The following is a 21,947-nucleotide window of genomic DNA, read 5'->3' on the forward strand; positions in this document are numbered from 1 at the left end:
CGTAAGCACCGTCTTAGGGCCGGGAGCCTCGATCTTCTGAGTCAGAAGCCTCGACTTCCTCTGAGTCAAAAGCCCCGCAGGACCGCCGCCTTCGTCGTGGCGAACTCCTCGTCCGTCAGCACGCCGTCGCGGTGCAGCTCGCCCAACTCCCGCAGGCGGCGCAGGAGTACGTCGTGATGGTCGGACTGCGGCGGTACGGCGGACGCGAGCTGGGGGCGGTCCATGAACGTGCCGGTCCGCGTGGACGGGTGCGGCAGGCGCGCGGTGACGGCGGTGGCGACGAGCGCGGTGAGCAGATCGCGGCGGGTGCTGCCCCACAGATCGAGGGCGTACGGATCCTTCTCGGGCGGCAGTTTCGAGAAGACCGTCTCCCGCGTCACGAAACGCAGGAAGCCGTCCTCGTCACCGGAGTTGGGCAGCCACTCGACCTGGACGAGGTCGCCCACGCCGATGATCCGCGGCCCCGTCGCCCGCTTGACCCGGTCGGAGGTGTCCGCCCAGTCGATCCGCACCTGGGCGCCGTCGAAGGAGACCGTGCCGTCGCTGGAGCGCACGGACACGGGGACGGGCGGGCCCGCGAGGAGATAGGTCTTCGCCGGTTCCTTGGGGATCTGGTCCAGGAGCAGCGCGCGGCGGACCTCCTCGGCGACGTACGCGGCGACACCGGAACGGTCGATGTCGACCGTGAGTTTGTACGGGTCCGCCGCGTCCGGCAACCGGCCCCCGGTCGCCTGCAGCAGCGGGTCGGCGCCCTCGCGCAGCCTGAGGCGCAGCCGGCCGCGCTTGCGTTCGGGTTCGTAGACGATGCCTGACACCGCCTCCAGCGGTACGGAGATCTCTCCGTACGTCTGCCGGAACAGCGGTACGGAGCGGTGGAGTCCCGGCGTGATCCTGACCGTGCTGCCGTCGAAGGCCCAGGTCCCGTCGCGCTGGATGATCTCGGCCATAGGGAAATTCTCGCAGCCGGGTCAACACGGGCGCCCCCGCTCCACCCGCTCTGACCAGACCTGCCCACTGCGGGCCGTGTTCCGTACGGCACAATGCGCTGTCATCGCGAGCAGTAGTAAGGCAGTTGTACGGCAGTCAGGCGTACGGAAGACCTGGCTGCACGGAGTTTTTCTGGCGCGGGGAAGGCGGCAGCGGGCGTGGCGGTGCAGGAGGCGAGACACGGCGCGGGGCGTGGCGCGGAGCGCGGTGCCGGGACGGGCACCGGGCAGGGCGCGCACGAGGGTGGCTGCCGCTGCGGGGACTGCCCCTACGGGGCGCGTGCGGGACATCGGCGGGCTGTCGCCGAATTCCTCGCCAAGCGGGACGAGTTGGCGTCCGGCCAGGGGTTGCCCGCCGCCGTCGCGCACTCGGCGTCGGCGTCCCGGCAGTGGGTTTCCGACGAGCTGACCCAGTCCGCCGACCTCGTCGCCGAGCGCGGGCGTGTCGAGGGTGAGGCGTGGCTGGGGCGGCTGTGGCGGTACACCGCGTTCTCCGTCTTGGGCGGTGTCGGGGCCCTGTTCCTGGTGCAGGCCGTCACTGCGATCGGCGCGGGGTGGACGGCCGCGCGGACGGCCGGGCTGCTCGCCGCGCTGGTTCTGGCCGGACTGCTGACGGGCGCTGCCTGGCTGCACCGCGCCCGCGGTGGCGCCCTCGCCCCGGTCATCGGCGAGGACAACCGGCTCTCCACCTCCCTTGCGGTGGCCGCCGGTTGGGTCCTGTTCATGGTGTACGCCGTCCTCGTGCTGGTCGGACAGCTCGCGGCGGCCTCCGCGCACGGCAGCCGGGACGAACTGATCGCCGGGCTGGAACTCGCCCGGGGCGCCGGGGTCGTGACCGTCGTCGCCGTGGTGTGCGGCATCGCGGTGCTGGTGCGGCGGGTGGTGGGGCTGCGGGTGCTGGGGCAGCGCCTGCAGAAGGTACGCGCCGACCGGCCGCGCGCCGCCGATCTGCTGACCGACGACTCCGGGCGGGGCGGCTTCGCCGATATCCAGTACGTCGTGATCAGCGCCGTCGCTCTCGTCTTCGCGGCGGTACGGCTGGCCCGGCGGCCGTCGCAGTTGCCAGATCTTCCATGGGGGCTGGCCCTGTTGGTGCTGGTGTCGGCCGCGACCTATCTCGCCGGGAAGTACGCCGAGGGCGGCCGGCCGGTGATTCTCTCCGTCGTCCGCTCCCGCGAGGCGGGCGACCTGGACGCACCCATCCGCACCGGCGACGACATCGAGATCCGGGGCGCCGGATTCATGCCGCCCGGCGCGCAGACAGCCGACCGGTTGTCGCGGATGGTGGTCCGCATCGGCGCCGTACACGTCCACGTGCCGCTGGTGCCGGTGGCCGGGGGCTTCAGCAACCCCACGGACGCGGTGCTCACCGTGCCTGTTCCGGTGGATGTGGAACCGGGGCGCGTGGAGGTGCAGGTGGTGACCGCAGCCGGCGTCGAGACGAACCGCTGCGTGATCGATGTGACGGACTGAGGAACCTGCGTTGCCGCCGGCGGATCCAGCCTGACCGGGGTTTGATGTCGGGGCGGGGCCATCCCGATCCCCACCCGCCCATCTGAGCCCGTCCGGCGTTTGAGGACGAGGCCGTTCAGGCCGATACGGGGGTCTGGGGGCGGAGCCTCCAGGGACGGGACGGGCAGGGGCGGAGGGGGCGAAAGAGGCTCGGGGGGAACGCCGGGGGACAACCGGTGCAGGGGACTGCACAGCAGGGGGCGTTCAGGGCAAAGTCGAGGAAGCGGGCCCCCGATGGTTGAGCGGGGGCCAGTCGCCGTACGTATGGTCGGTTGAGGGGCAAATGGCACGCAGGTGAGAGGCGGAAGAGCGATGACTCACGGTATGCGGACGGATACTCACACCCCCTATCTCGACGAGAGGCGGGACTGGCGGGACACCGCTACCCGATACGCCCTGTTGCCCCTACGGGTCTTCCTCGGCGTCACGTTCATCTACGCCGGCATCGACAAACTCACCGACAGCGCGTTCTTGAAGAATTCCGGCTCCGGCTCGATCGGAGACATGATGCGCACGGTGCGTGACTCCTCGGCCATCCCCGCCCTGGTCGACCTGTCTCTGAAGAACCCCGTCGGCTTCGGCTATGCCATAGCCCTCGGTGAACTGGCCGTCGGCATCGGCACCCTGCTCGGACTGCTGGCCCGCCTCGCCGCGCTGGGCGGCGCGCTCATCTCGCTCAGCCTGTGGCTGACGGTCAGCTGGGCCTCCGACCCGTACTACTACGGCAATGACCTCGCCTATCTGATGGCCTGGCTCCCTCTCGTCCTCGCGGGTGCTTCCGTCTTCTCCATCGACGCGGCCCTGCGGGCCCGGCGCAGGCAACGCTCCGGCGGATACCGCTAGGCGCTCACCTCCGGCGGCCCCGGTTCGGCTCGGCGTCTGCGGACGGCGTGGGTCACGAGTGCCACCGCACCCGCCAGACACAGGCCGCCCGTGACGACGGGGATCACCACGAACCACGGAGTCTCCCAAGCGCCGCCCGCGTCACCGGCGTAGATGACGCCCGCGAGAGTGAGGAAGACACCCGCTATCAGCTTGCCCGGCTGGAACTCATGGCGTAGCACGGGTCACCTCCACCTGGCCGGCGCCTACACGCAGGTCGAGGTCCAGCGTGCCGGCGTTCTTGCCGGTGGTCGTCGGTGACAGCGTCACCTGCTTGGATTTGCCCGGCTCCACGTCCACGTCCTTCTTGTCATCGCCCGGCAACTGGATGTCTCCGACGCCGACATCGACGCTCAGCTTCACGGTCGCGTCCTTGGGGATCACGACCTTGAGCCGGCCCACGCCCACTTCGGCACTCGTCGTCACCGTCTGGCCTTTGGTGAGATTCAGGTGGGTGAGGTCGAGGGTGCCCACACCCGTACCGAGGTCGTACTTGGTCTGTACGTCGGCCGTCGCTGTGGGCGTCCACCCCGTTCGTATCCAGTGGGTGCTGATGTCCTTCGGCAGGGCCGCGGACGCGGTGAGCAGCGCAGCCGTGATCACCGCCAGGAAGATCGATCCCGCGCCGGTGCGCCCGAGGAAGGCGCTGACGGCTATGCCCAGACCGAACACGATCAGCGCGCAGGCCAACCCGGTCTGCAGGCTGGTGCCGAGCGCGTGGTCGTCCCAGGTGAGGCCCGTGCCGAGGCCGCCCGCGAGGAGGGCGAGCAGGAACACCCAGCCGCCGATCCAGCGGGGCCCGCGCGGCTGAGGTGCGCGCGTCGCGCGGGTGTCCGGGCGGGTCGTGCCGCGGGCGATGTTGACCGCCGCCGCCACATCACGGTCCCGGGTGTCCTTCGGTCCCCACAAATAGCCGGTGCCGCCCACATGTGATCCGTCCTTGACGATCGGGTCGCGCCACCAGGAGGGGTACGAGGCGGGGACGGGCGGCGCCTGTGCCTCCGGCGGGGCGTCGGCGACGGCCTGGGCGGCCAGCGGGTCGGGGTCGGGGGCGCCGCGGTGCTGCGACCAGTACCCCGCGCCCGCCAGGAGCAGCGAGAGGACGACGGCGAAGGTCAGTACACCGCCGTTGTTGAGCATGGAGAGGAACACGCCGCAGCCGACCAGCGCGAAGAGCACGGCCGTCAGCGCCTGGCCGTCGACGCGGCCGGTGAGCAGTTTGCGTACCTCGTTCTCCTCCTCGTCGTCGTACGGGACGAAGAGCCAGACGAAGCCGTAGAAGATGAGGCCGATGCCGCCGGTCGCGGAGAGCACCGCGAGCACGATCCGGAAGATCACCGGATCCATGTCGCACTGCCGGCCGAGACCCGCGCATACCCCGCCCAGCAGCTTCTGGCGACGGTCGCGCCGGAACTTGCGCGGGACTTCCGCCGCCGCCGGGTCCGCGGGCGAGGAGGGAGCTGAGGGCGGGACCGAATCCGCGGGCGAGGAGGGAGTTGAGGGCGGGACCGAATCCGCGGGCGAGGAGGGAGTTGAGGGCGGGACCGAGTCCGCGGGCGAGGAGGGAGTTGAGGGCGTGGCCGAGTCCGCGGGCTCGGGCGGGTCCTCGTGCGCGCGCGGCTCCTCGCCTGTGGCGGGGCTCGGGGCGGGCGGCACGGCGTCCCGCGGCCCGGTGCCCGGTGGGGCGCCCGGGCCGGGGCCGGGATCCGGCTCCGCTGCCGCGTGCTGCTGATCTGTCATGCCTCCATGGTGACGGGCGCGAAGGCGCCACGGCAGTCGGGATGACCCTGGCCGAACCCTGATATCGGCCCTGAGGGGATGGAGGGAACAGTTCGATCACCGGCTTCCCGGCGCTCAATCGCCGGATTTCCGAAGATCAGGGGAGTCTCGGGGGCCGACCCTGATGCCCGGCCCCGCCGGGCGTGTGAACATCGATGGCATGCCGGATGCCGCAGCCCTGCCCCTCGACGACCCGCGGCCCACGCGCAAGCTCTACCGCAGCAGCGACGGACGCTGGCTCGGGGGCGTGGCGCGAGGGCTCGCCGGGCATCTCGGGCTGCCCGTGGTCTGGGTGCGGCTCGTGTTCGTCGGACTGTTTATGGCGGACGGGCTGGGGGCGCTGCTCTATGCCGCGTTCTGGTTCTTCGTGCCGCTCGGCGTCGGCGGCGTCGGCTCCGGACGCACACTGCCCTTCAGCACCGAGACCGCCCCCGACGGCCGCCGCAGACTCGTGGCCCGCAAGCCGGACAAGGGACAGATCGTCGCGCTGCTCCTCATGGTCGTCGTGGCCATGGTCTTCGTGGGCAGTGTGAACCTCGGCGGGGGAGCGAAGGCGTATCTGTGGCCGGCGGTGCTCGTCGGCGCGGGCGTCGCCCTGGTCTGGAGGCAGGCGGACAACGCGCGGCGGGCCCGCTGGGTGGAGGTCGGCCGTCGCCGCCGTACGCTCACGCTGCTGCGTTCCGCTGCGGGCGTCCTGCTGGTCACCGCCGGTGTCTCCGGGATATTCGTCCTCCAGGGCTCCGCGGCCCACCTCGGCTCGGTGCTGCAGGCGGCGCTCGCGGTCCTGGTCGGCATAGCCCTCCTCGCCGGCCCCTACCTCGTCCGGATGACCCAGGACCTCTCCGAGGAGCGCCTGATGCGTATCCGCGCCCAGGAGCGGGCCGAGGTCGCCGCTCATGTCCACGATTCCGTGCTGCACACCCTGACCCTGATCCAGCGCAACGCGGACAACGGCAACGAGGTGCGGCGGCTGGCCCGCGCCCAGGAGCGCGACCTGCGCGCCTGGCTCTACAAGCCGGAAGGGACCGGCAAGGACGAGGCCGACGAGCCCGACACACTCGCCGAGGCGGTCCGGCGCCATGCCGCGGAGGTCGAGGACAAGCACGGCGTGCCCATCGAGGTCGTCGTCGTCGGCGACTGCCCGCTCGACGAGGGCCTGACCGCGCAGATGCAGGCCGCGCGGGAAGCGATGGTGAACGCGGCCAAGTACGGTGGCGACGGCGGCGCCGTGCAGGTCTACGCCGAAGTCGAGGGCAGGACGGTCTTCGTGTCTGTCCGCGACCGCGGCCCCGGCTTCGACCTCGACGCGATACCCGCCGACCGCATGGGCGTCAGAGAATCGATCATCGGCCGCATGGAGCGCAACGGCGGCACGGCGCGGCTGCGCGCGGTGCCGGACGGCGGCACGGAGGTCGAGCTGGAGATGGAGAGGGCGGAGAAGACGTCATGAGCGACGCGAATGAGCCTGTGGGATCCGGCAGTTCTGCCGGGGGGCAGGAGACCCCGTCGGCCGCCGCATCAGGAGAGACCGCGAACGCGGCCGAGCCGGCCGGCGCCGCGAGCGGGCGCCGCGTGCGCGTCGTGCTCGTCGACGACCACCGGATGTTCCGTACGGGCGTGCAGGCCGAGATCGGGCAGACCGAGCGGACCGGCGTCGAAGTGGTCGGGGAGGCCGCGGACGTCGACCAGGCGGTCACGGTGATCACGGCCACCCGTCCCGAGGTCGTTCTGCTCGACGTCCACCTGCCGGGCGGCGGCGGTGTCGAAGTGCTGCGCCGCTGTGCACCGTTGATGGCCGACGCCGAGCGGCCGGTCCGCTTCCTCGCGCTGTCCGTGTCGGACGCCGCCGAGGACGTCATCGGCGTGATCCGCGGCGGCGCCCGGGGGTACGTCACCAAGACGATCACCGGCACGGACCTCGTGGACTCCGTCTTCCGCGTTCAGGACGGCGACGCGGTCTTCTCGCCCCGCCTGGCCGGATTCGTCCTCGACGCGTTCGCCTCGACCGACGCCCCGCCCGTCGACGAGGACCTCGACCGCCTCACCCAGCGCGAGCGCGAGGTCCTGCGCCTCATCGCCCGTGGATACGCGTACAAGGAGATTGCCAAGCAGCTGTTCATCTCGGTCAAGACGGTCGAGTCCCACGTCTCGGCCGTACTGAGGAAGCTCCAGCTGTCGAACCGGCACGAGCTGACGCGATGGGCGACGGCGCGACGGCTGGTCTAGCCGTCGCCGGCACCGGGGTTCACGGCGAGGGCCTCGAAGAACGTGTGGTGGACGGTGCCGTCGCCGGTGGTCGTGCATCCGGTCACACGACACGCGTGGCACCCGCGAACGGCATCTCGTCGATCGGGGCCAGCCGCACCGGCGCCGTCGGGTTCGGGGCGTGGATCATCTGGCCGTTGCCGACATAGATGCCCACGTGGCTGATGCCCGAGTAGAAGAACACCAGGTCGCCGGGGAGGAGCTCGGAGCGTGAGACGCGGCGGCCGGCGTTGATCTGGGCGTAGGTCGTACGGGGCAGCGAGATGCCCGCGGAACGGTACGCCGCCTGGGCGAGGCCGGAGCAGTCGAAGGCGTCGGGACCTGTGGCGCCCCAGACGTAGGGGCTGCCGAGCTTGCCGTAGGCGTACGCGATGGCTTCGGCCGCACGGGAGTTGGGGGCGGCGACCGTGCCGGACGGCACCGGGCCGAGGTCGCGGGCCGAGGAGCGCGAGGCGTGCTGCTGCCCGACGCCACCGGTCTGACCGAGCCGCGCCCGCTGATCGGCGCTGAGCTGTCCCAGCAGCCGTCGCGCCGCGTCGAGTTTGCCGTTGATCGTCCTCTTGTGCCGCTTCAGCTCGGTCTGCCGCGACTTGAGCGAGGCCAGTTCCACGTGTGCGGCACCGCGCAACTGCTCGATCTCCCGAAGCTGTTTGCGTACCCGGGCCACGGCCGCCGCCTGCCGACTGCCCGCCCGCTCGGCGAACGCGGCGCCGTCCAGGTACTGGTCGGGATCGTCGGAGAGTATGAGTTGCAGCGCGGGGTCGACGCCACCGCTGCGGTACTGCGCCGCCGCTGCCGAACCCAGCGCGTCGCGGGCCGAGTTGAGTCGGTCCTCCCGGCGCGCCGCCTCGTCGCGCAGCGAGTTGAGCCGCTCCTCGGCCTTGTCGGCCTTCTCCTTGGCCCCGTTGTACTTCTCGGTGGCGACCTCCGCCTCCTCGTACAACTTGTCGACCTTGGCCTTCACCTGCGCCGGGGACAGCTGGGGTTCGGCGTGTCCGGTCCCGTCGAAGCCGGTCGCCGACGCCGCGCCCGCGAGGGCGATCGTGGCGGCTGTGCGGGCCGTGTTTCCGCCGAGCGAGCGCTGTCTGGGCTTGCGGTGCGCTGCCACGAGGGCCCACATCCTTCCGTACGACCGCCTTGTGATCGCGGTCAAGCGGTTGACGCGTCCGACGGCGGCCCGCACAGGGGTAGCGAGCCGCCGCCGGACCTTTTCGGCGGTGGTGGCCGGCTGCCGCCCCTGGCCCGGGCGGCGGTGGGGAGCCGGTCACCTGGTGGAGGACGCTAAACCGGGGAGTGAGGGGTTGGTAACGCCATGTACGGAACTGTCGCCAGTGGGCCATCCCGTGGCCGTATGTGACCGTGATCCCTCTCTGGCGCCGCCGACTTCACGCAGTGCGATGACCGATGCGGCGAATCCGGGACAACCGGGGTCGCCACAGTGCTAGGGGTTACAAGGGATGGCCCGGTGACAAGAGGGATAAGGGCGTCCGATTAGGCTCCGGCCTCATGGACGTACTCATCCATCTCTTCGTCGGCCTGCACATCATCGGCATCGCCTCGCTCCTCGGCGGCTTTCTCACCCAGATGAAGGCGATGGGCCAGGGCGCCGCCCGCTTCGTCCCGGCGATGCTGCACGGCGCGCTGACCATGCTGGTCACCGGCGTCGTGCTCGTCGGCCTCAACCAGGCCGACGACAACAGGGTCAACACCATCAAGATCGGCGTGAAGCTGGCGCTGCTGATCGTGATCCTGGGGCTCGTCTATGTGAAGCGGGACGACGAGAAGGTGGACAAGGGGCTCTTCGGGCTCGTCGGTCTTCTTACCACCGCGAACATCTTCATCGCGGTGCTCTGGACCTGACCACGAGGACGGACCCCACGGCGACGGCCAGCCACGCCGCCACCGTGATCCACAGCAGTACCTGTCCCGGCCCCTTGAGCCAGGAGACGCCGAGGGCGGTCGCGACCGACAGGGTCGCCACCGCCGTCATCCCCATCGTGAAGACGGTCGCCCAGCGCCGTACGTCGTAGCGCGGGCGAGGCCACCCCAGCTCGGCGGCGACGAGGACGCCGTCCCCGGCGATGGCGAGCACCAGCAGTACGACGGTCACGGCGCGCAGTACGCCGTTGTCGTCGTCGTTCCACAGGTACGGGTTCACGTGGTGCGCCGCGACGAGCTCGGCCCCGGCCAGCGCCGAGATGGCGAGCGCGGCGCCCGCGACCCAGTGGTCCCCGGCGCCCCGGACCACCTCCCTGGCATCGAAGCGCGCGAGCGCCACCCCGTAGACCACGATTCCCAGCCAGAACAGGACCAGCGCGGCGTGCGCGAGCCACTCCGGGCCGACGGCGGCGGCGAGCGTGGCGCCCAGCACCGAGAGCCCCTGCGTGGTCACGCACACGAGGAACACGCCTCCGGACATGCGGTGCTTCCAGTGCCGTACGACGCCGTAGAGGAGCACCGGCCAGAGCACGGCCGACAGCGCGAGCAGGGCCTCGGCGAGTTCCTGCCACCCCAGCGCGGACAGCCGCGTGCCGAGCACGGTCGTCGCCGCTACGGCGGTGAGCCCGGCCGGCGTGCCGGCCTCCCGGGCCCACCGCTCCCGCTCCCGCGCCAGCCGGACGACGAAGTCCGCGGCGAGCGCGAGCCAGGCGGCGGACGTCAGGACCAGCGCGATACGGGACAGGGTCTCGTAGCCGGTCAGATGCAGCCCGACCGAGACGATGCCGGTAGCCACGACGGCGGCACCGGCGGCCGGCGGCCGCTGCGCCCACCAGGCGCGGAGCTGGGAGGTCGTTGACACGCGCCTGATGCTAGGGACCTGGGGACGAGTTGCCCGGGGGGCACGCGCGTGGGGCGCGAAAACGTCGCTCACGCGCCGGTGGGGAGCGAGGGAAAGCGGGGCGCTCCACGCGCGCCTGGAGCGTGAGAAAACGGGGCGGTGCGTTTTGGCGGGCTTGAAAGCGGGGTGTGCCTGGGGCGGGGGCGCCTGAAAGCGGGGTGTGCCCGGGCCGGGGGGCGCCTGAAAGCGGGGTGTGCCCGGGGCGGGGGGCGCCTGAAAGCGGGCGTGCGTGCCTGGGTCGGGCGACGCGTGAAGCGGGTGTGCCCGGGCCGGGGGGCGTGAGAGCGGGGTGTGCTCGGGTCGGGGGCGCGTGAAAGTGGGTGTGCTCGGGTCGGGGGACGCGTGAAAGCGGGTGTGCCCGGGCCGGGGGGCGTGAGAGCGGGGCGCGCCCGGGTCGGGGGGCGCGTGAAAGCGGGGCGCGCGCCGTAGAGGCTGGTGTGCCCCACGCGCGCGTGCCCCGCACGAAGCGTTGCCCGGCGAGCGGCCTACGCCGGGCGCACCACGCTGTGGATGGCCGACGTACCGTCGTAGTAGATCGACTCCTCGCGGACGTACGCCCCCGGCTTCGGCGCGTGGATCATCATGCCGTTGCCGATGTAGAGGCCGACGTGGCTGATGTCGTCGTAGAAGAAGACCAGGTCACCGGGCTGGGCGTCGGCCAGCGAGACCGTCGTGCCGGCGTTCACCTGGTCGTAGGTGACGCGCGGCAGCGTGACGCCGGCGGCCTTCCAGGCGGCCTGGGTGAGGCCCGAGCAGTCGTACGAGCCCGGGCCGGTCGCGCCCCAGACGTACGGCTTGCCGATCTGCGCACGGGCGAACGCGAGCGCCTTCGCCGCCTTCGTCGCGTACGAGGAGTCCGTGGTAGCGGTGCCCGACGAGCCGGTCGTCGTGCCCGACGTGCCGGTGCCCGACGAGTCCTGCTGCGCCGCCGCCTTCTTGGCGGCGGCGGCCGCCGCGGCCTGCTGCTGCGCCAGCTCCGCCGCCTTGCGCTCGGCCGCCTCCCGCTTCTTCTTCTCGATCGCCGCGAGCCGCGCCTTCTCCTCGGCGGTCAGCTGCGAGAGCAGTTCCCGGGCCTTGGAAAGCTTGTGCTGGACGTCGGCCTTGGACGTCTTGAGCGCGTTCTGCGAGGTGGTCAGCGTCTGCAGGCTCTTGGAGGCCTCCGCGCGCTTCTTGGTGGTGGCGGCCTGCTCGGTGATGTAGTCGTCGACGGCCGCCTTCTGGCGGGTGGTCAGACGGCTCATCAGCTGGGTCTGGTCGAAGTAGTCCTGTGGGTTGTCGGCGAGCAGCAGGGTCGCGGTGTCGGGGGCGGCGGCCCCGGTGCGGTACTGTGCCGCCGCGAACGAACCCAGCTCCTCGCGCGCGGTGTTGAGTTTCTCGGTGCGCTTGGCCACGTCGTCCAGGAGACCGTCGACGCGCTTGCGCTGCGCGGCGGTCTTCTCCCGGGTCGCGTTGTACTTGTCGGTGGCCGTCTCGGCCTGGTGGTAAAGGTCGTTGACCTTCTTCTCGACTTCCTCGAGGCTCGGCTTGGGTTCGGCCGAGGGCGCGGCGTTCGCCGTCTGGGAGAGCAGGGCCACGGAGGTGAGGGCCGCCGTCGCGAGGGCGGGGGTCCGTATGCCTGCTACGCGCGTACCCGTAGGACGCCATTTGCGATGCGACGCCAAGAGAGGCGACTCCTTCCGTCATCCGCCTACCGAGTTAGCTGTCGGGTTCGGGCGGGTGGTTCCGGAAGGTTTGCCCTACGGTCCTTGCCCGACATGGCAGTTGGACCGATTCACCCCGAGGTCGGTGGGTCCCCGGCTCCGGCTGCCATGCGGGCGCGCCGAACTCGGCGGAGGCCACCCGGCCCGGCGACGTTCGCCGGTTGCTGTCGAGCGACCTGCTCCGCACGCTAGCCAACTCGTGTGGCTCCTGTGAAGGTTGATGTGCGATATGCCCGATACATTTTCGTGACCTTGGCCATGAGTGTCGCCTGGTGCCGACCAGACCAGGGGGTTTTGGGGTTAATTGATCCGGTTGGTGGTGTTCGTCGAGCGGTACTTCGCCGTTGATCGCTGAACGTTACGTACCGGATTCGTAGGGTGAGGAGGATGCCGGCGAGGGCTCGATAAACGTGCGGAGTTTTCGGGGTGGCGGCGGGGTGTCAGTGGGGCGCTCTAGACTCGGAGAGCGATGAGCAGCCTCTTTGATGACAGCTTCCTGGCGGACCTCAAGCCCTCCGGGGCCCACGAGGAAGAGCCCCCGCCGCCCGAGCACGAGCACGTACCGGAGCCGGTTCCGGACGATCTGTTCGGCGGGAAGTTCGACATGCCGCCAGACAGAGACGCCTACTACCGCGACGGCGCGCACCGGCCTGCCGTGGACGCGGCGGCGCTGCTGGACGGGCTGAACGAGAACCAGCGCGCGGCCGTCGTGCACTCCGGCTCCCCGCTGCTCATCGTGGCCGGCGCGGGCTCCGGCAAGACCCGCGTGCTCACACACCGGATCGCCTATCTGCTGGCCGAGCGGAATGTCCACCCCGGCCAGATCCTCGCGATCACCTTCACGAACAAGGCCGCCGGCGAGATGAAGGAGCGCGTCGAGCACCTCGTCGGCCCGCGCGCGGGCGCGATGTGGGTGATGACCTTCCACAGCGCCTGTGTCCGGATCCTGCGCCGAGAGTCCAAGAGGCTCGGCTTCACCTCCTCCTTCTCGATCTACGACGCCGCCGACTCCAAGCGCCTGATGGCCCTGGTCTGCCGTGACCTGGACCTCGACCCCAAGCGCTTCCCGCCGAAGTCGTTCAGCGCCAAGATCTCGAACCTGAAGAACGAGCTGATCGACGAGGAGGACTTCGCGAATCAGGCCTCCGACGGCTTCGAGAAGACCCTCGCCCAGGCATACGCCCTGTACCAGTCGCGGCTGCGCGAGGCCAACGCGCTCGACTTCGACGACCTGATCATGACCACGGTCAACCTGCTCCGTGCCTTCCCGGACGTCGCCGAGCACTACCGCCGCCGCTTCCGGCACGTCATGGTCGACGAGTACCAGGACACCAACCACGCGCAGTACGCCCTGGTGAGGGAGCTGGTGGGGCCCGCAGACAGCGACCCGGGCGAGCTGTGTGTCGTAGGTGACGCCGACCAGTCGATCTACGCGTTCCGCGGCGCGACCATCCGCAACATCCTCCAGTTCGAGGAGGACTACACGGACGCGACGACGATCCTGCTCGAGCAGAACTACCGCTCCACGCAGACGATCCTCACCGCCGCCAACGCGGTCATCGAGCGCAACGAGGGCCGCCGCCCCAAGAACCTGTGGACCAACGCGGGCGCCGGTTCCAACATCACCGGCTATGTGGCGGACACCGAGCACGACGAGGCCCAGTTCGTCGCCGACGAGATAGACCGTCTCACCGACGCGGGCGAGGCCAAGGCGGGCGACGTCGCCGTCTTCTACCGTACGAACGCGCAGTCCCGCGTCTTCGAAGAGGTCTTCATCCGCGTCGGCCTGCCCTACAAGGTCGTCGGCGGCGTCCGCTTCTACGAGCGCAAGGAGGTCAGGGACGTCCTGGCGTACCTCCGCGTGCTCTCCAACCCGGAGGACTCGGTCCCGCTGCGCCGCATCCTCAACGTGCCCAAGCGGGGCATCGGCGACCGCGCCGAAGCGATGATCGACGCGCTGTCGCAGCGCGAGAAGATCAGCTTCCCGCAGGCGCTGCGCCGCGTCGACGAGGCGTACGGCATGGCGGCGCGCTCGACGAACGCGGTCAAGCGGTTCAACACGCTGATGGAGGACCTGAGGACGATCGTGGAATCGGGCGCGGGCCCGGCCACCGTCCTGGAGGCGGTCCTCGAACGCACCGGCTATCTCGCCGAGTTGCAGGCCTCGACCGACCCGCAGGACGAGACCCGTATCGAGAACCTTCAGGAACTCGCCGCCGTGGCCCTGGAGTTCGAGCAGGAGGCGGGGGAGGGCGAGGCGGCGGGCGGACTCTCCGACTTCCTGGAGCGGGTCGCGCTGGTCGCCGACTCCGACCAGATCCCTGACGAGGAGGACGGCAACGGCGTCATCACCCTGATGACCCTGCACACCGCCAAGGGCCTCGAATTCCCCGTGGTCTTCCTGACCGGCATGGAGGACGGCGTCTTCCCGCACATGCGCGCACTGGGACAGGTCAAGGAACTGGAGGAGGAGCGCCGGCTGGCGTACGTCGGCATCACGCGCGCGCGGGAGCGGCTCTACCTCACCCGGTCGTCGATGCGCAGTGCCTGGGGGCAGCCCTCGTACAACCCGCCGTCCCGCTTCCTGGAGGAGATCCCTCCGAGCCATCTGGACTGGAAGCGCACGGGTGCGACCGCTCCCATGTCGTCAGGTCCGGCCTCGGGTGTCGCGGCGTCCCTGTCGTCCTCGCGCTCGCGGTCCGCCGCATCGGGGGCCGCCGGTTTCGCGACGCGCCGTGGTATCTCCGAGAAGCCGGTGGTCGCCTTGGCGGTCGGGGACCGGGTCACGCACGACCAGTTCGGCCTCGGCACCGTCGTCGGTGTGAAGGGGACCGGTGCGAACACGGAGGCGACGGTCGACTTCGGCGAGGCCAAGCCGAAGCGGCTGCTGCTGCGGTACGCGCCGGTGGAGAAGCTGTAGGGCGGCGGGAGCCGGGCCCGGCGGTGGGTTACGTCGGGTCCAGGCCGTGGCTGCGCAGCCACGGAAGCGGGTCGATCGCCGAACCGCCGGCCGGGCGGACCTCGAAGTGGAGGTGCGGACCGGTCGAGTTGCCGGAGTTCCCGGAGAACGCGATCGGGTCGCCGGCCTTGACCGTGGTGCCGGAGGCGACCTTGTAGCTGGAGAGGTGGCAGTACCACGTCTCCGTGCCGTCCTTCGCGGTCAGGATCAGCATGTTCCCGTACGCGCTGTTCCACTGCGTCCGCACGGTCCCGTCGGTCGCGGCCATCACCGTCGTACCGTACGAGACCGGGAAGTCGATGCCCGTGTGCACGGACATCCAGTTGATGCCCGCCTGGCCGAAGTAGGCGCTGAGCCCCCTCTGCTTCACCGGGAGTGCGAACTTCGGACGCAGCCGCTCCTTGCGGGCCGCCTCCTCCGCCGCCTTCTTCTTCTCGGCCTTCTGCTCGGCCTTGAGGTCGATACGTTCCTGCGTGCGGCTCGCCCGGTCCGCGAAGTCGTCCGCGCCCGCGGAGAGACTCTGCAATTGGGTGTCCAGCTTATTGTTGACGGTCGACGGCTTCACTGCCGTCGCGTCGGAGGCGCTGGCCGTCGTGTCCTTGCCGCCGTCCCCGCCGAAGCTGCCCACGGAGGCGGCGGCGATTCCGGCAACCCCCATCACACAGGCTGAGGGCACCGCGACCGTCAGCAGAGCGGAACGTTTCGCGGGGCTGCGGCGCCGGGAGCGGGAGGCGGCGCGCGACGCGGCGCGGGGGGCCGGAATGATCTCTTCCATGTCTTCGAGCAGCGGCGTCTCGGGTACGTCGTCCTCGCTGTCGGCGGAGGAGTCGAACTCCTCGCCGGGGGCGGCGGGTTGCTCGTACGGAAGCTGTTCGAAGGTGGCGGTCGCCTGCTGATCGAAGGACTCGGGCGCGAGCGGCTCGTGCTGCTGCCCGTAGGCGTCGGGCTGCGGGTGCTCGTACGCCTCATACGGGTCGTGACTGCCCGCGGTGTTCCACTGCGTCGCGTCGTACGCGCCCGTTTCCTGGGTCGGCGCGCTCCACTGCTGGGTCTGGTCGAGCGGCTGCTCGGTCTGGAGCCAGGCGGTCGCGTCCCACTGGCCCGAGGCGTCGGGGCCCGGGTACTGCGCGGGGATGTGCGCGAGCTGCTGGTAACCGGCCGCCCACGTCGTCGTCTCGTAGCTGCCCGTGTCGTAGGCGGCCTGGTGCTGCGCCGCGTACGGGTCATAGTTCAGCGTCTGCTGGCTGCCGGTGTTCCACTGCGTGGCGTCGTACGAACCCGTGCCGCCGCCCGTTCCCGGCAGGTCTCCGAACAGGGGGTCGGTCTCGAAGCTCGCGGTCGCATAGGCGCCGGTACCCGCGCCGTGGGCGCCCGTGTCGAAACCGGTGGTGGTGTAGCCGTCGTACGTGGTGAAGTCGCCGTACTGGACTTCCTGCCCGCCGTACGACGCGTAGAGCGCCGAGGCGGCATCGGAAGCCGGAGCCGGGGGAGTTACGGTCCCCGACGGGTGACGGTCGTTCACCAACTTCTCTTTCGCCTCGACAACAGGGGCTGGCAGAGCAGTGCGGTGACTGTACCCGGCGGTACGCGGGCGCGACAATCTTCGGCAGGTTTCCCCTTCGCAGGAAACGGGCATTCGGCCGTGTTTCGGGGGACGCCGGGCAAGGCCTTGGCCTGGCGTTCGATGAATGTTCGAAGTTGGCAGGGGTCTGGCGAGCCATTGGGGGCCCGGCGGCTGCCCGGCGAGTGTCAATCGGCGGTGTGAAGTCCGGGTTACGCCACTGTCAGCCCGCCGGTCGGGGTGGCGGCGCGGACTCCCGGCTCCGCGAGGTCGAGTGCCTGCCGTATCCCCGCCGCGACGGCTGGATGCACGGGCAGGGCGAGATGACCGACGCCGCTCACGCGTATGTTCCGCGTGAGCAGGTCCGGGTGGTCGACGCAGGCCGTCTCCAGTGGGTCCATCAGATGGTCCAGATCGCTCCAGAAGCTGATGAAGTGCGTACGGCAGCCGGGCGCGGGACTGCGGAGTTCCTCGATCACCTCGGAACCCGGGCGCATCTGGCGGACGATCGGGTGCGCGTTCATCAACGGGATGACGCGGGTGCCCGAGTGCGGGGTGCCGAGCGTGACGAGGGCGCGGACACGGGCGTCGCCGCCGAGGCACTGCGCGTAGTAGCGCGCGATCAGTCCGCCGAGGCTGTGGCCGACGATGTCCACCCGCTCCTGCCCCGTGCGCTCGCAGATCTGCTCTATGTGCCGGCCCAGCAGCTCCGCGGCGGTGCGGATGTCGCAGGTCAGCGGCGAGTAGTTGAGCGATTCGACCTGCTGCCTGCCGTGCTGGGCGAGATTGCGGCGCAGCAGCAGGAAAACCGAACGGTTGTCTATGAAACCGTGCAGGAGGACGACCGGGGGCTTGGCCTCGGTGGGCAGCGTGGCGGCGTCGGGTGAGGGGAGTGGGGGCGCGCTGCGGCGCTCCTGGACGATGCCGGAGGGGTAGAGAAGGAGGTGCCCGGCGAGGATCGCGATCTCCAGGGCCGTCGCCTTCAGGAGGGCCATCGAGAGTCCTGCCAGTCTGCTCGGAAACAGGCGCTGACAGAGGGGGAGAAAGGGCAACGCGGCCCTGGTGACCTTCATGGCCGACCTCCAGTCGGCACGCGGCAGGACCGCTCTGTCCCCCGTGTGCCCTCGTGGAAAGCCGCGGTGACGGTGACGGGGTGGCCGACAGTGCATGTGCGGCGCATGGGGCGCCGGTGACGCGATGGGGTGCCTTGCCGAAGGGTCAGGGCGAGGCGTGCGCGATACGGCTCGTCCGGCTCCCGGCGTCGTCGCACCTGCGGGGTGCGCGGCGGCGGTGCCCTGGAGTCGAGCGCGTCGTCCTCGTGGTCCCGTTCTCCTTGTGCCGGTGTGGCTCCCCGCTGTCGTGCCATCGCCGATGTGCCCCGCCATCACGGTGTCCCACGGACACCGCGGTGGTGCGGCCACCTGGTCGCGGCTCTCCTTTGCGCAGGCTCCGGCCGTGGCCCGTATGCCGCAGGCCCCTGCGGCACATGTGCCGCAGGACGCGGAACGGTGCGCGGCTAACTTGTCCCACTGTGTGATTTCCCCCTCGGTCTCCACCGTGAAACTGCCGGTTGCGGGATGCTGGCGATAACGTTCGTTCACTTCCCCGGCCGGTGCGGCTCGGGGTGCCCGTGCCGAGAGGTGCATTCGGTGCGGTGAGCGGCGGAATGTGCGATATGTGTCGTAGCCGGTATTCGGCAGTCGCCTGGTCAGTAGTCGGTAGTTGGTAGACGGTTCAAGTTGATGTAGTCGGTTCATGGAGGCAGTGATGGGTGTGGCAGCCGGTCCGATCCGCGTGGTGGTGGCCAAGCCGGGGCTCGACGGCCACGATCGCGGGGCCAAGGTGATCGCGCGGGCGCTGCGCGACGCCGGTATGGAGGTCATCTACACCGGTCTCCATCAGACCCCCGAACAGATTGTCGATACCGCGATCCAGGAGGACGCCGACGCGATCGGCCTCTCGATCCTCTCCGGTGCCCACAACACGCTCTTCGCGGCCGTCATCAAGCTCCTCAAGGAGCGGGACGCGGAGGACATCAAGGTCTTCGGCGGCGGCATCATCCCCGAGGCGGACATCGCTCCCCTCAAGGAGAAGGGCGTCGCGGAGATCTTCACACCGGGCGCGACGACCGCGTCGATCGTGGACTGGGTACGGGCGAATGTGAGGCAGCCGGCGGAGGCGTGACGCTTCGTCGGCGACGGTACTCCGGAGGGGCTATCTCCAGCCCGTCCGGCGTTTGAGGACGAGCGCGAAGCGCGATTACGGGGGTCTGTGGGCGGAGCCCCCAGGTACGGGAAGGGTAGGGGCGGCGGGGGCGAAAAACCCTCACGGCGCCCCCAGTTCCGAGGCCATCGCCGCGCGCAACCGCAGCGTGGTGACGAGGCGCTGAAACGCCTCGGCCCAGTAGCTGCCGGCCCCGGGCGCCGCGTTCTCCGACTCGTCGGGAACTGACGTGAGCCCCTCGAGCCGCACCGCCTCGGCAGGATCGAGGCACCGCTCGGCCAGCCCCATCACCCCACTGAAACTCCACGGATAACTCCCCGCGTCCCGCGCGATGTCGAGCGCGTCGACCACCGCCCGCCCCAGAACCCCCGCCCAGGGGACCGCACACACCCCGAGCAACTGAAACGCCTCGGACAAGCCGTGTGTACCGATGAACCCCGCCACCCACTCCGCCCGCTCCCCGGCGTCCAAGGTGGCGAGCAGCTTGGACCGCTCGGCCAGTGACACCGCCCCCGGCCCGCCGGCCTCCGGAGCGGAGGGCAACCCGAGAAGCGCCCGGGACCACCCGGGATCGCGCTGCCGCACCGCCGCCCGGCACCACGCGGCATGCAGCTCCGTCTGCCAGTCGTCCGCCACGGGAAGCGCCACGATCTCCTCCGGAGTACGTCCCCCGAGCCGACTCGGCCACGTGCCGAGCGGCGCAGCCTCGACCAACTGGCCCAGCCACCAAGACCGTTCGCCGCGTCCCGTCGGCGCCTTGGGCTGCACACCGTCCCGCTCCATGCCGGCGTCGCATTCGTGCGGCGCCTCGACCACGATCATGGGTGTGCCCCGCGTACGGTCGACGGCAACGCAGGAACCGGCCCGGCCCGCCATCCGCGCGGCGAGCGCGGAACCCGGCAGCGCGGACAACAACTCGGCCGCCGTCGCCCGTACGTTACGGCTCCGATCGCTCAGCGCTCGCTCCAGGAACGGCTCGTCCGCCGCACACAGCCCCGACCGCAGCGAGTCGAGGAACATCAGCCGGTCCTCGGCCCGTTCCGTCGCCCATGTCGTGGCGAGCAGCTCACGCGCGGCGGCGGGGTCCTTGGCCCGTATCGCCGCCAGCAGCGCGACTCGTTCGGCGAACAACCCCTCCTGCCACAGCTGTTGTACGTGCTCGGCCTCCTTCGGACCCGGTAGCGCGGCGCCGCCACCCGGTGAGGAGCGCAGCGCGAACCGCCACTCCGGGTTCAATCGCGCCAGCCACAGTGCCCGTGGCCCCGCGAAGGCCAGGGCCGCGGGCCGCAGATCTGTGCGTCCCCGGGCCGCGTCGAGCAGCGCGGGCAGCGTCTGAGGGGGTGGCGCGAATCCGTGCGCGTTCGCCAGCGCGAGCCACTGGGGCAGCAGCTCCATGAGGTCCGGAGCCGTCCCCCTGCGTCCACCGCCTCCGGTGCCGGGCCGGTCCGCCAGCAGCATCGCCAGCCTGCGGGCCGCGGCGGGCGGCAGTGCGGGGCGGGGATCCGGCGCCGCCGGCTGCGGGCGCGCCGCCGCCCGCGCGGGCCGCACCCCGGCCCGCCGCCGCAGCGTCTCGACGGCAGCCGCGTCCAGCAGAGCCACCGGGGCCTCCCGCCCCGGCCCCCACCCGGGAGGAGTACGCCGCTCGGTCCCGAGCAGCGCCACGGTGACGAGCTCCTCCCAGGAACCACCGGCGGGCGCGCCCGCGGAAGCCGAGGTCGTGTTCATGAGGGTCCTTTCCGTATGAAGGGCATCGGGCTGGCGGGTTGATCCGGCAGGGTCCCCGGGCACTTCGGGTCCCCGGGTACTTCGGGGCCCCAGGGACTCTGGGCAGCCCAGCCACCCCCACCGCCCAAGGCCTTCAGCACAGCGGCACCGCCTCCCCCGCCCCCTCCGGCCAGGCCGTCAGTGGAGTGAAGCCGTGGTGGCCGCATTCGCCGAAGACCGTGACGGGGGCGCCTCCGGAGAGGGCGACGAGACGCCACAGGTCGGGGCGGGAGCGGGAGGACGGGGTGAGGGGCAGAGCCAAGTCGCCCTCGGCGTCGGCGAGTTGCCAGGAGTCGCCGTCCGGGGTAGGGACGACTCGGTCGAGGGTGACCGGGTAGGTGGCCAGCCAGGGGTCGGCCCGCAGAGCCTCGCCGTAGCGGGCGGCCGCCGCGGACGTGGTCAGTCCCGGTGGCCGTATCGCCGTTGGCGCGGGAGGCGTGAACCGCTCGCCCAGCGCCGCCCGCAGCTGCCCGGCTCCCGGATACGCGGAGACCTCGGCCTCGAAGGCCAGGCCGACCGGCAGCGCCAGCTCCGGTGCGCGGCCGGCCGCCCCGTAGGAGAGGAGCACGACCGTGCGACCGGACTCGGCGCCGTGCAGCCAGATCCTGCGTGTCGTGAGACGGGCGTCCGCCGTGTCGTACTGGGCGAGCACCAGCCAGCGGTCCCGCACCGGCGGGCCGTCCGCCGAGCCGGACAGCCCGACCCGGGAACGGACCGTCGCGGCGAGGCCGTCCGGCAGCCGCTCACGCCGCAGCCAGCCCTGGTCGAGGAGGTGGAGCAGCGCGCATTCCTCCAACAGCCGCACCGGCCAGCCCGGACCGGACGACGGGATCGTCCCCAACTCCCGTGCCCGTGCGGCCAGACCGGGCGCCTGCGCGTCGACCATCCGGGCCGCCGTCTCCTCCCACATCCCATGCCCCGCCTGCTCGGCCGAGGCGAGGCCGCCGCGCAGCAGATCCGCCAGCCTCTGCTCCAGCTCCGCCGCACCCGCGGTGATCCGCTCGGCCCGGCGCTCCGCCCTGCGCCGCGCCCCTTCCGGGTCACCCGGCGACGACGCTCCAGATGCCCCGCCCGCCGTCGTCTTCTCCTCCGCGCGCTTTCTTCTCCCCTCTATCCACTGCTCCGCCCAGTCCGGCGCCTGCCCCCGCGGCACGGTGCCGTCCGCGCCCGCCCAGAGCAGCAGCAGCCCGAGCGCGTGCTTGCACGGGAACTTGCGGCTCGGGCAACTGCACTTGTAAGCGGGCCCGGTGGACGCCGCGATGTCGATGACCGTCTGATACGGCTTGCTGCCACTTCCCTTGCACAGTCCCCATACCGTCCCCTCGTCAGAACTGCCCGCCTCCGACCACGGCCCGGCCGCGCCGAGTTTGCTTCCCGCCTTGCGTGACGTGGCGTCAGGCGCCAGTGCCAGCACCTGATCCGCAGTCCAGCGCACCCCCTGCTGTGTCATGCCATCGAAGGTAGATCCCGGCACTGA

General features: G+C 71.0%; 17 protein-coding genes and 1 riboswitch. Of the genes, 7 read left to right on the forward strand and 10 right to left on the reverse strand.

What is annotated here, in order from left to right; genetic code table 11:
- Positions 1-65: 65 nt before the first annotated feature.
- The gene (locus tag AB0D27_RS05860; RefSeq protein ID WP_362502537.1) at positions 66-947 is read right to left on the reverse strand and encodes a DUF4429 domain-containing protein; all 882 of its coding nucleotides are present in this window, start codon (positions 945-947) and stop codon (positions 66-68) included.
- 198 nt (positions 948-1,145) lie between these two features.
- Here AB0D27_RS05860 and AB0D27_RS05865 point away from each other — a divergent pair, with 198 nt between their 5' ends.
- Both AB0D27_RS05865 and AB0D27_RS05870 read left to right on the forward strand, forming a co-directional pair.
- A complete protein-coding gene (locus AB0D27_RS05865; protein ID WP_362502540.1) occupies positions 1,146-2,459 on the forward strand; it encodes a hypothetical protein in 1,314 nt (437 codons plus the stop codon).
- Positions 2,460-2,810: 351 nt separating this feature from the next.
- The gene (locus AB0D27_RS05870) at positions 2,811-3,341 is read left to right on the forward strand and encodes a TQO small subunit DoxD (protein ID WP_362502543.1); all 531 of its coding nucleotides are present in this window, start codon (positions 2,811-2,813) and stop codon (positions 3,339-3,341) included.
- Here the strand turns inward: AB0D27_RS05870 and AB0D27_RS05875 are convergent.
- Together AB0D27_RS05875 and AB0D27_RS05880 are read right to left on the reverse strand one after the other, a co-directional pair.
- Positions 3,338-3,562, reverse strand: coding sequence for a hypothetical protein (locus AB0D27_RS05875; protein ID WP_362502546.1), 225 nt, complete (start codon positions 3,560-3,562; stop codon positions 3,338-3,340). The two genes, AB0D27_RS05870 and AB0D27_RS05875, sit on opposite strands and share 4 nt — an antisense overlap.
- Positions 3,549-5,120, reverse strand: a complete 1,572-nt coding sequence (locus AB0D27_RS05880; RefSeq protein WP_362502549.1) for a PspC domain-containing protein — start codon at positions 5,118-5,120, stop codon at positions 3,549-3,551. The genes AB0D27_RS05875 and AB0D27_RS05880 overlap by 14 nt, the downstream gene beginning before the upstream one ends.
- Positions 5,121-5,283: 163 nt before the next feature.
- Here AB0D27_RS05880 and AB0D27_RS05885 point away from each other — a divergent pair, with 163 nt between their 5' ends.
- The gene (locus AB0D27_RS05885; RefSeq protein WP_362502552.1) at positions 5,284-6,609 is read left to right on the forward strand and encodes a PspC domain-containing protein; all 1,326 of its coding nucleotides are present in this window, start codon (positions 5,284-5,286) and stop codon (positions 6,607-6,609) included.
- Entirely contained in the window at positions 6,606-7,385 is a 780-nt protein-coding gene (locus AB0D27_RS05890; protein WP_362502555.1) for a response regulator transcription factor, read from the forward strand. The genes AB0D27_RS05885 and AB0D27_RS05890 overlap by 4 nt, the downstream gene beginning before the upstream one ends.
- An 82-nt stretch (positions 7,386-7,467) precedes the next feature.
- Here the strand turns inward: AB0D27_RS05890 and AB0D27_RS05895 are convergent, their stop codons facing one another.
- Positions 7,468-8,532 (reverse strand): NlpC/P60 family protein, encoded by a 1,065-nt coding sequence (locus AB0D27_RS05895; RefSeq protein WP_362502558.1) that lies wholly within the window; start codon positions 8,530-8,532, stop codon positions 7,468-7,470.
- Positions 8,533-8,930: 398 nt separating this feature from the next.
- Between AB0D27_RS05895 and AB0D27_RS05900 the strand changes: the two genes are divergently transcribed.
- Positions 8,931-9,284 carry a hypothetical protein gene (locus tag AB0D27_RS05900; RefSeq protein WP_362502561.1) on the forward strand — a complete coding sequence of 118 codons (354 nt, stop codon included), beginning with the start codon at positions 8,931-8,933 and terminating at the stop codon, positions 9,282-9,284.
- On the opposite strand, the gene AB0D27_RS05905 is transcribed toward AB0D27_RS05900, so the two are convergent.
- Together AB0D27_RS05905 and AB0D27_RS05910 are read right to left on the reverse strand one after the other, a co-directional pair.
- Positions 9,262-10,224: a tellurite resistance/C4-dicarboxylate transporter family protein gene (locus AB0D27_RS05905; protein ID WP_362502563.1), complete on the reverse strand. Its 963-nt coding sequence runs from the start codon at positions 10,222-10,224 to the stop codon at positions 9,262-9,264. The two genes, AB0D27_RS05900 and AB0D27_RS05905, sit on opposite strands and share 23 nt — an antisense overlap.
- A 524-nt stretch (positions 10,225-10,748) precedes the next feature.
- Positions 10,749-11,924 (reverse strand): NlpC/P60 family protein, encoded by a 1,176-nt coding sequence (locus tag AB0D27_RS05910; RefSeq protein WP_362502565.1) that lies wholly within the window; start codon positions 11,922-11,924, stop codon positions 10,749-10,751.
- Positions 11,925-11,931: 7 nt separating this feature from the next.
- A riboswitch (cyclic di-AMP (ydaO/yuaA leader) is annotated at positions 11,932-12,104 on the reverse strand.
- A 328-nt stretch (positions 12,105-12,432) separates the two neighbouring features.
- Here AB0D27_RS05910 and pcrA point away from each other — a divergent pair.
- Positions 12,433-14,883: a DNA helicase PcrA gene (pcrA, locus tag AB0D27_RS05915; protein ID WP_362502567.1), complete on the forward strand. Its 2,451-nt coding sequence runs from the start codon at positions 12,433-12,435 to the stop codon at positions 14,881-14,883.
- Positions 14,884-14,911: 28 nt separating this feature from the next.
- On the opposite strand, the gene AB0D27_RS05920 is transcribed toward pcrA, so the two are convergent.
- Both AB0D27_RS05920 and AB0D27_RS05925 read right to left on the reverse strand, forming a co-directional pair.
- On the reverse strand, positions 14,912-16,444 hold the full coding sequence (locus AB0D27_RS05920; protein ID WP_362502570.1) for a peptidoglycan DD-metalloendopeptidase family protein: 1,533 nt from the start codon (positions 16,442-16,444) through the stop codon (positions 14,912-14,914).
- 251 nt (positions 16,445-16,695) lie between these two features.
- Complete coding sequence (locus AB0D27_RS05925) at positions 16,696-17,556, reverse strand: alpha/beta fold hydrolase (RefSeq protein ID WP_362502573.1); 861 nt, start codon at positions 17,554-17,556, stop codon at positions 16,696-16,698.
- A gap of 694 nt (positions 17,557-18,250) precedes the next feature.
- On the opposite strand from AB0D27_RS05925, the gene AB0D27_RS05930 reads away from it, so the two are divergent.
- Positions 18,251-18,667 carry a cobalamin B12-binding domain-containing protein gene (locus tag AB0D27_RS05930; RefSeq protein ID WP_362502576.1) on the forward strand — a complete coding sequence of 139 codons (417 nt, stop codon included), beginning with the start codon at positions 18,251-18,253 and terminating at the stop codon, positions 18,665-18,667.
- Between the two features lie 141 nt (positions 18,668-18,808).
- On the opposite strand, the gene AB0D27_RS05935 is transcribed toward AB0D27_RS05930, so the two are convergent.
- Positions 18,809-20,431, reverse strand: coding sequence for a DUF5691 domain-containing protein (locus tag AB0D27_RS05935; protein WP_362502579.1), 1,623 nt, complete (start codon positions 20,429-20,431; stop codon positions 18,809-18,811).
- Between the two features lie 133 nt (positions 20,432-20,564).
- Positions 20,565-21,920 carry an SWIM zinc finger family protein gene (locus AB0D27_RS05940; RefSeq protein WP_362502582.1) on the reverse strand — a complete coding sequence of 452 codons (1,356 nt, stop codon included), beginning with the start codon at positions 21,918-21,920 and terminating at the stop codon, positions 20,565-20,567.
- Positions 21,921-21,947 lie beyond the last annotated feature (27 nt).

It is taken from the genome of Streptomyces sp. NPDC048415, from assembly GCF_040651675.1.
In the GTDB taxonomy this organism is placed as follows: Bacteria; Actinomycetota; Actinomycetes; order Streptomycetales; family Streptomycetaceae; genus Streptomyces.

Excerpts from the sequence above, each read along its gene's own strand:
- AB0D27_RS05860 (WP_362502537.1), bottom strand. The coding sequence starts at position 947 with ATGGCCGAGATCATCCAGCGCGACGGGACCTGGGCCTTCGACGGCAGC.
- AB0D27_RS05870 (WP_362502543.1), top strand. The coding sequence starts at position 2,811 with ATGACTCACGGTATGCGGACGGATACTCACACCCCCTATCTCGACGAG.
- AB0D27_RS05880 (WP_362502549.1), bottom strand. The coding sequence starts at position 5,120 with ATGACAGATCAGCAGCACGCGGCAGCGGAGCCGGATCCCGGCCCCGGC.
- AB0D27_RS05885 (WP_362502552.1), top strand. The coding sequence starts at position 5,284 with ATGCCCGGCCCCGCCGGGCGTGTGAACATCGATGGCATGCCGGATGCC.
- AB0D27_RS05890 (WP_362502555.1), top strand. The coding sequence starts at position 6,606 with ATGAGCGACGCGAATGAGCCTGTGGGATCCGGCAGTTCTGCCGGGGGG.
- AB0D27_RS05900 (WP_362502561.1), top strand. The coding sequence starts at position 8,931 with ATGGACGTACTCATCCATCTCTTCGTCGGCCTGCACATCATCGGCATC.
- pcrA (WP_362502567.1), top strand. The coding sequence starts at position 12,433 with ATGAGCAGCCTCTTTGATGACAGCTTCCTGGCGGACCTCAAGCCCTCC.
- AB0D27_RS05925 (WP_362502573.1), bottom strand. The coding sequence starts at position 17,556 with ATGAAGGTCACCAGGGCCGCGTTGCCCTTTCTCCCCCTCTGTCAGCGC.
- AB0D27_RS05930 (WP_362502576.1), top strand. The coding sequence starts at position 18,251 with ATGGGTGTGGCAGCCGGTCCGATCCGCGTGGTGGTGGCCAAGCCGGGG.
- AB0D27_RS05935 (WP_362502579.1), bottom strand. The coding sequence starts at position 20,431 with ATGAACACGACCTCGGCTTCCGCGGGCGCGCCCGCCGGTGGTTCCTGG.
- AB0D27_RS05940 (WP_362502582.1), bottom strand. The coding sequence starts at position 21,920 with ATGACACAGCAGGGGGTGCGCTGGACTGCGGATCAGGTGCTGGCACTG.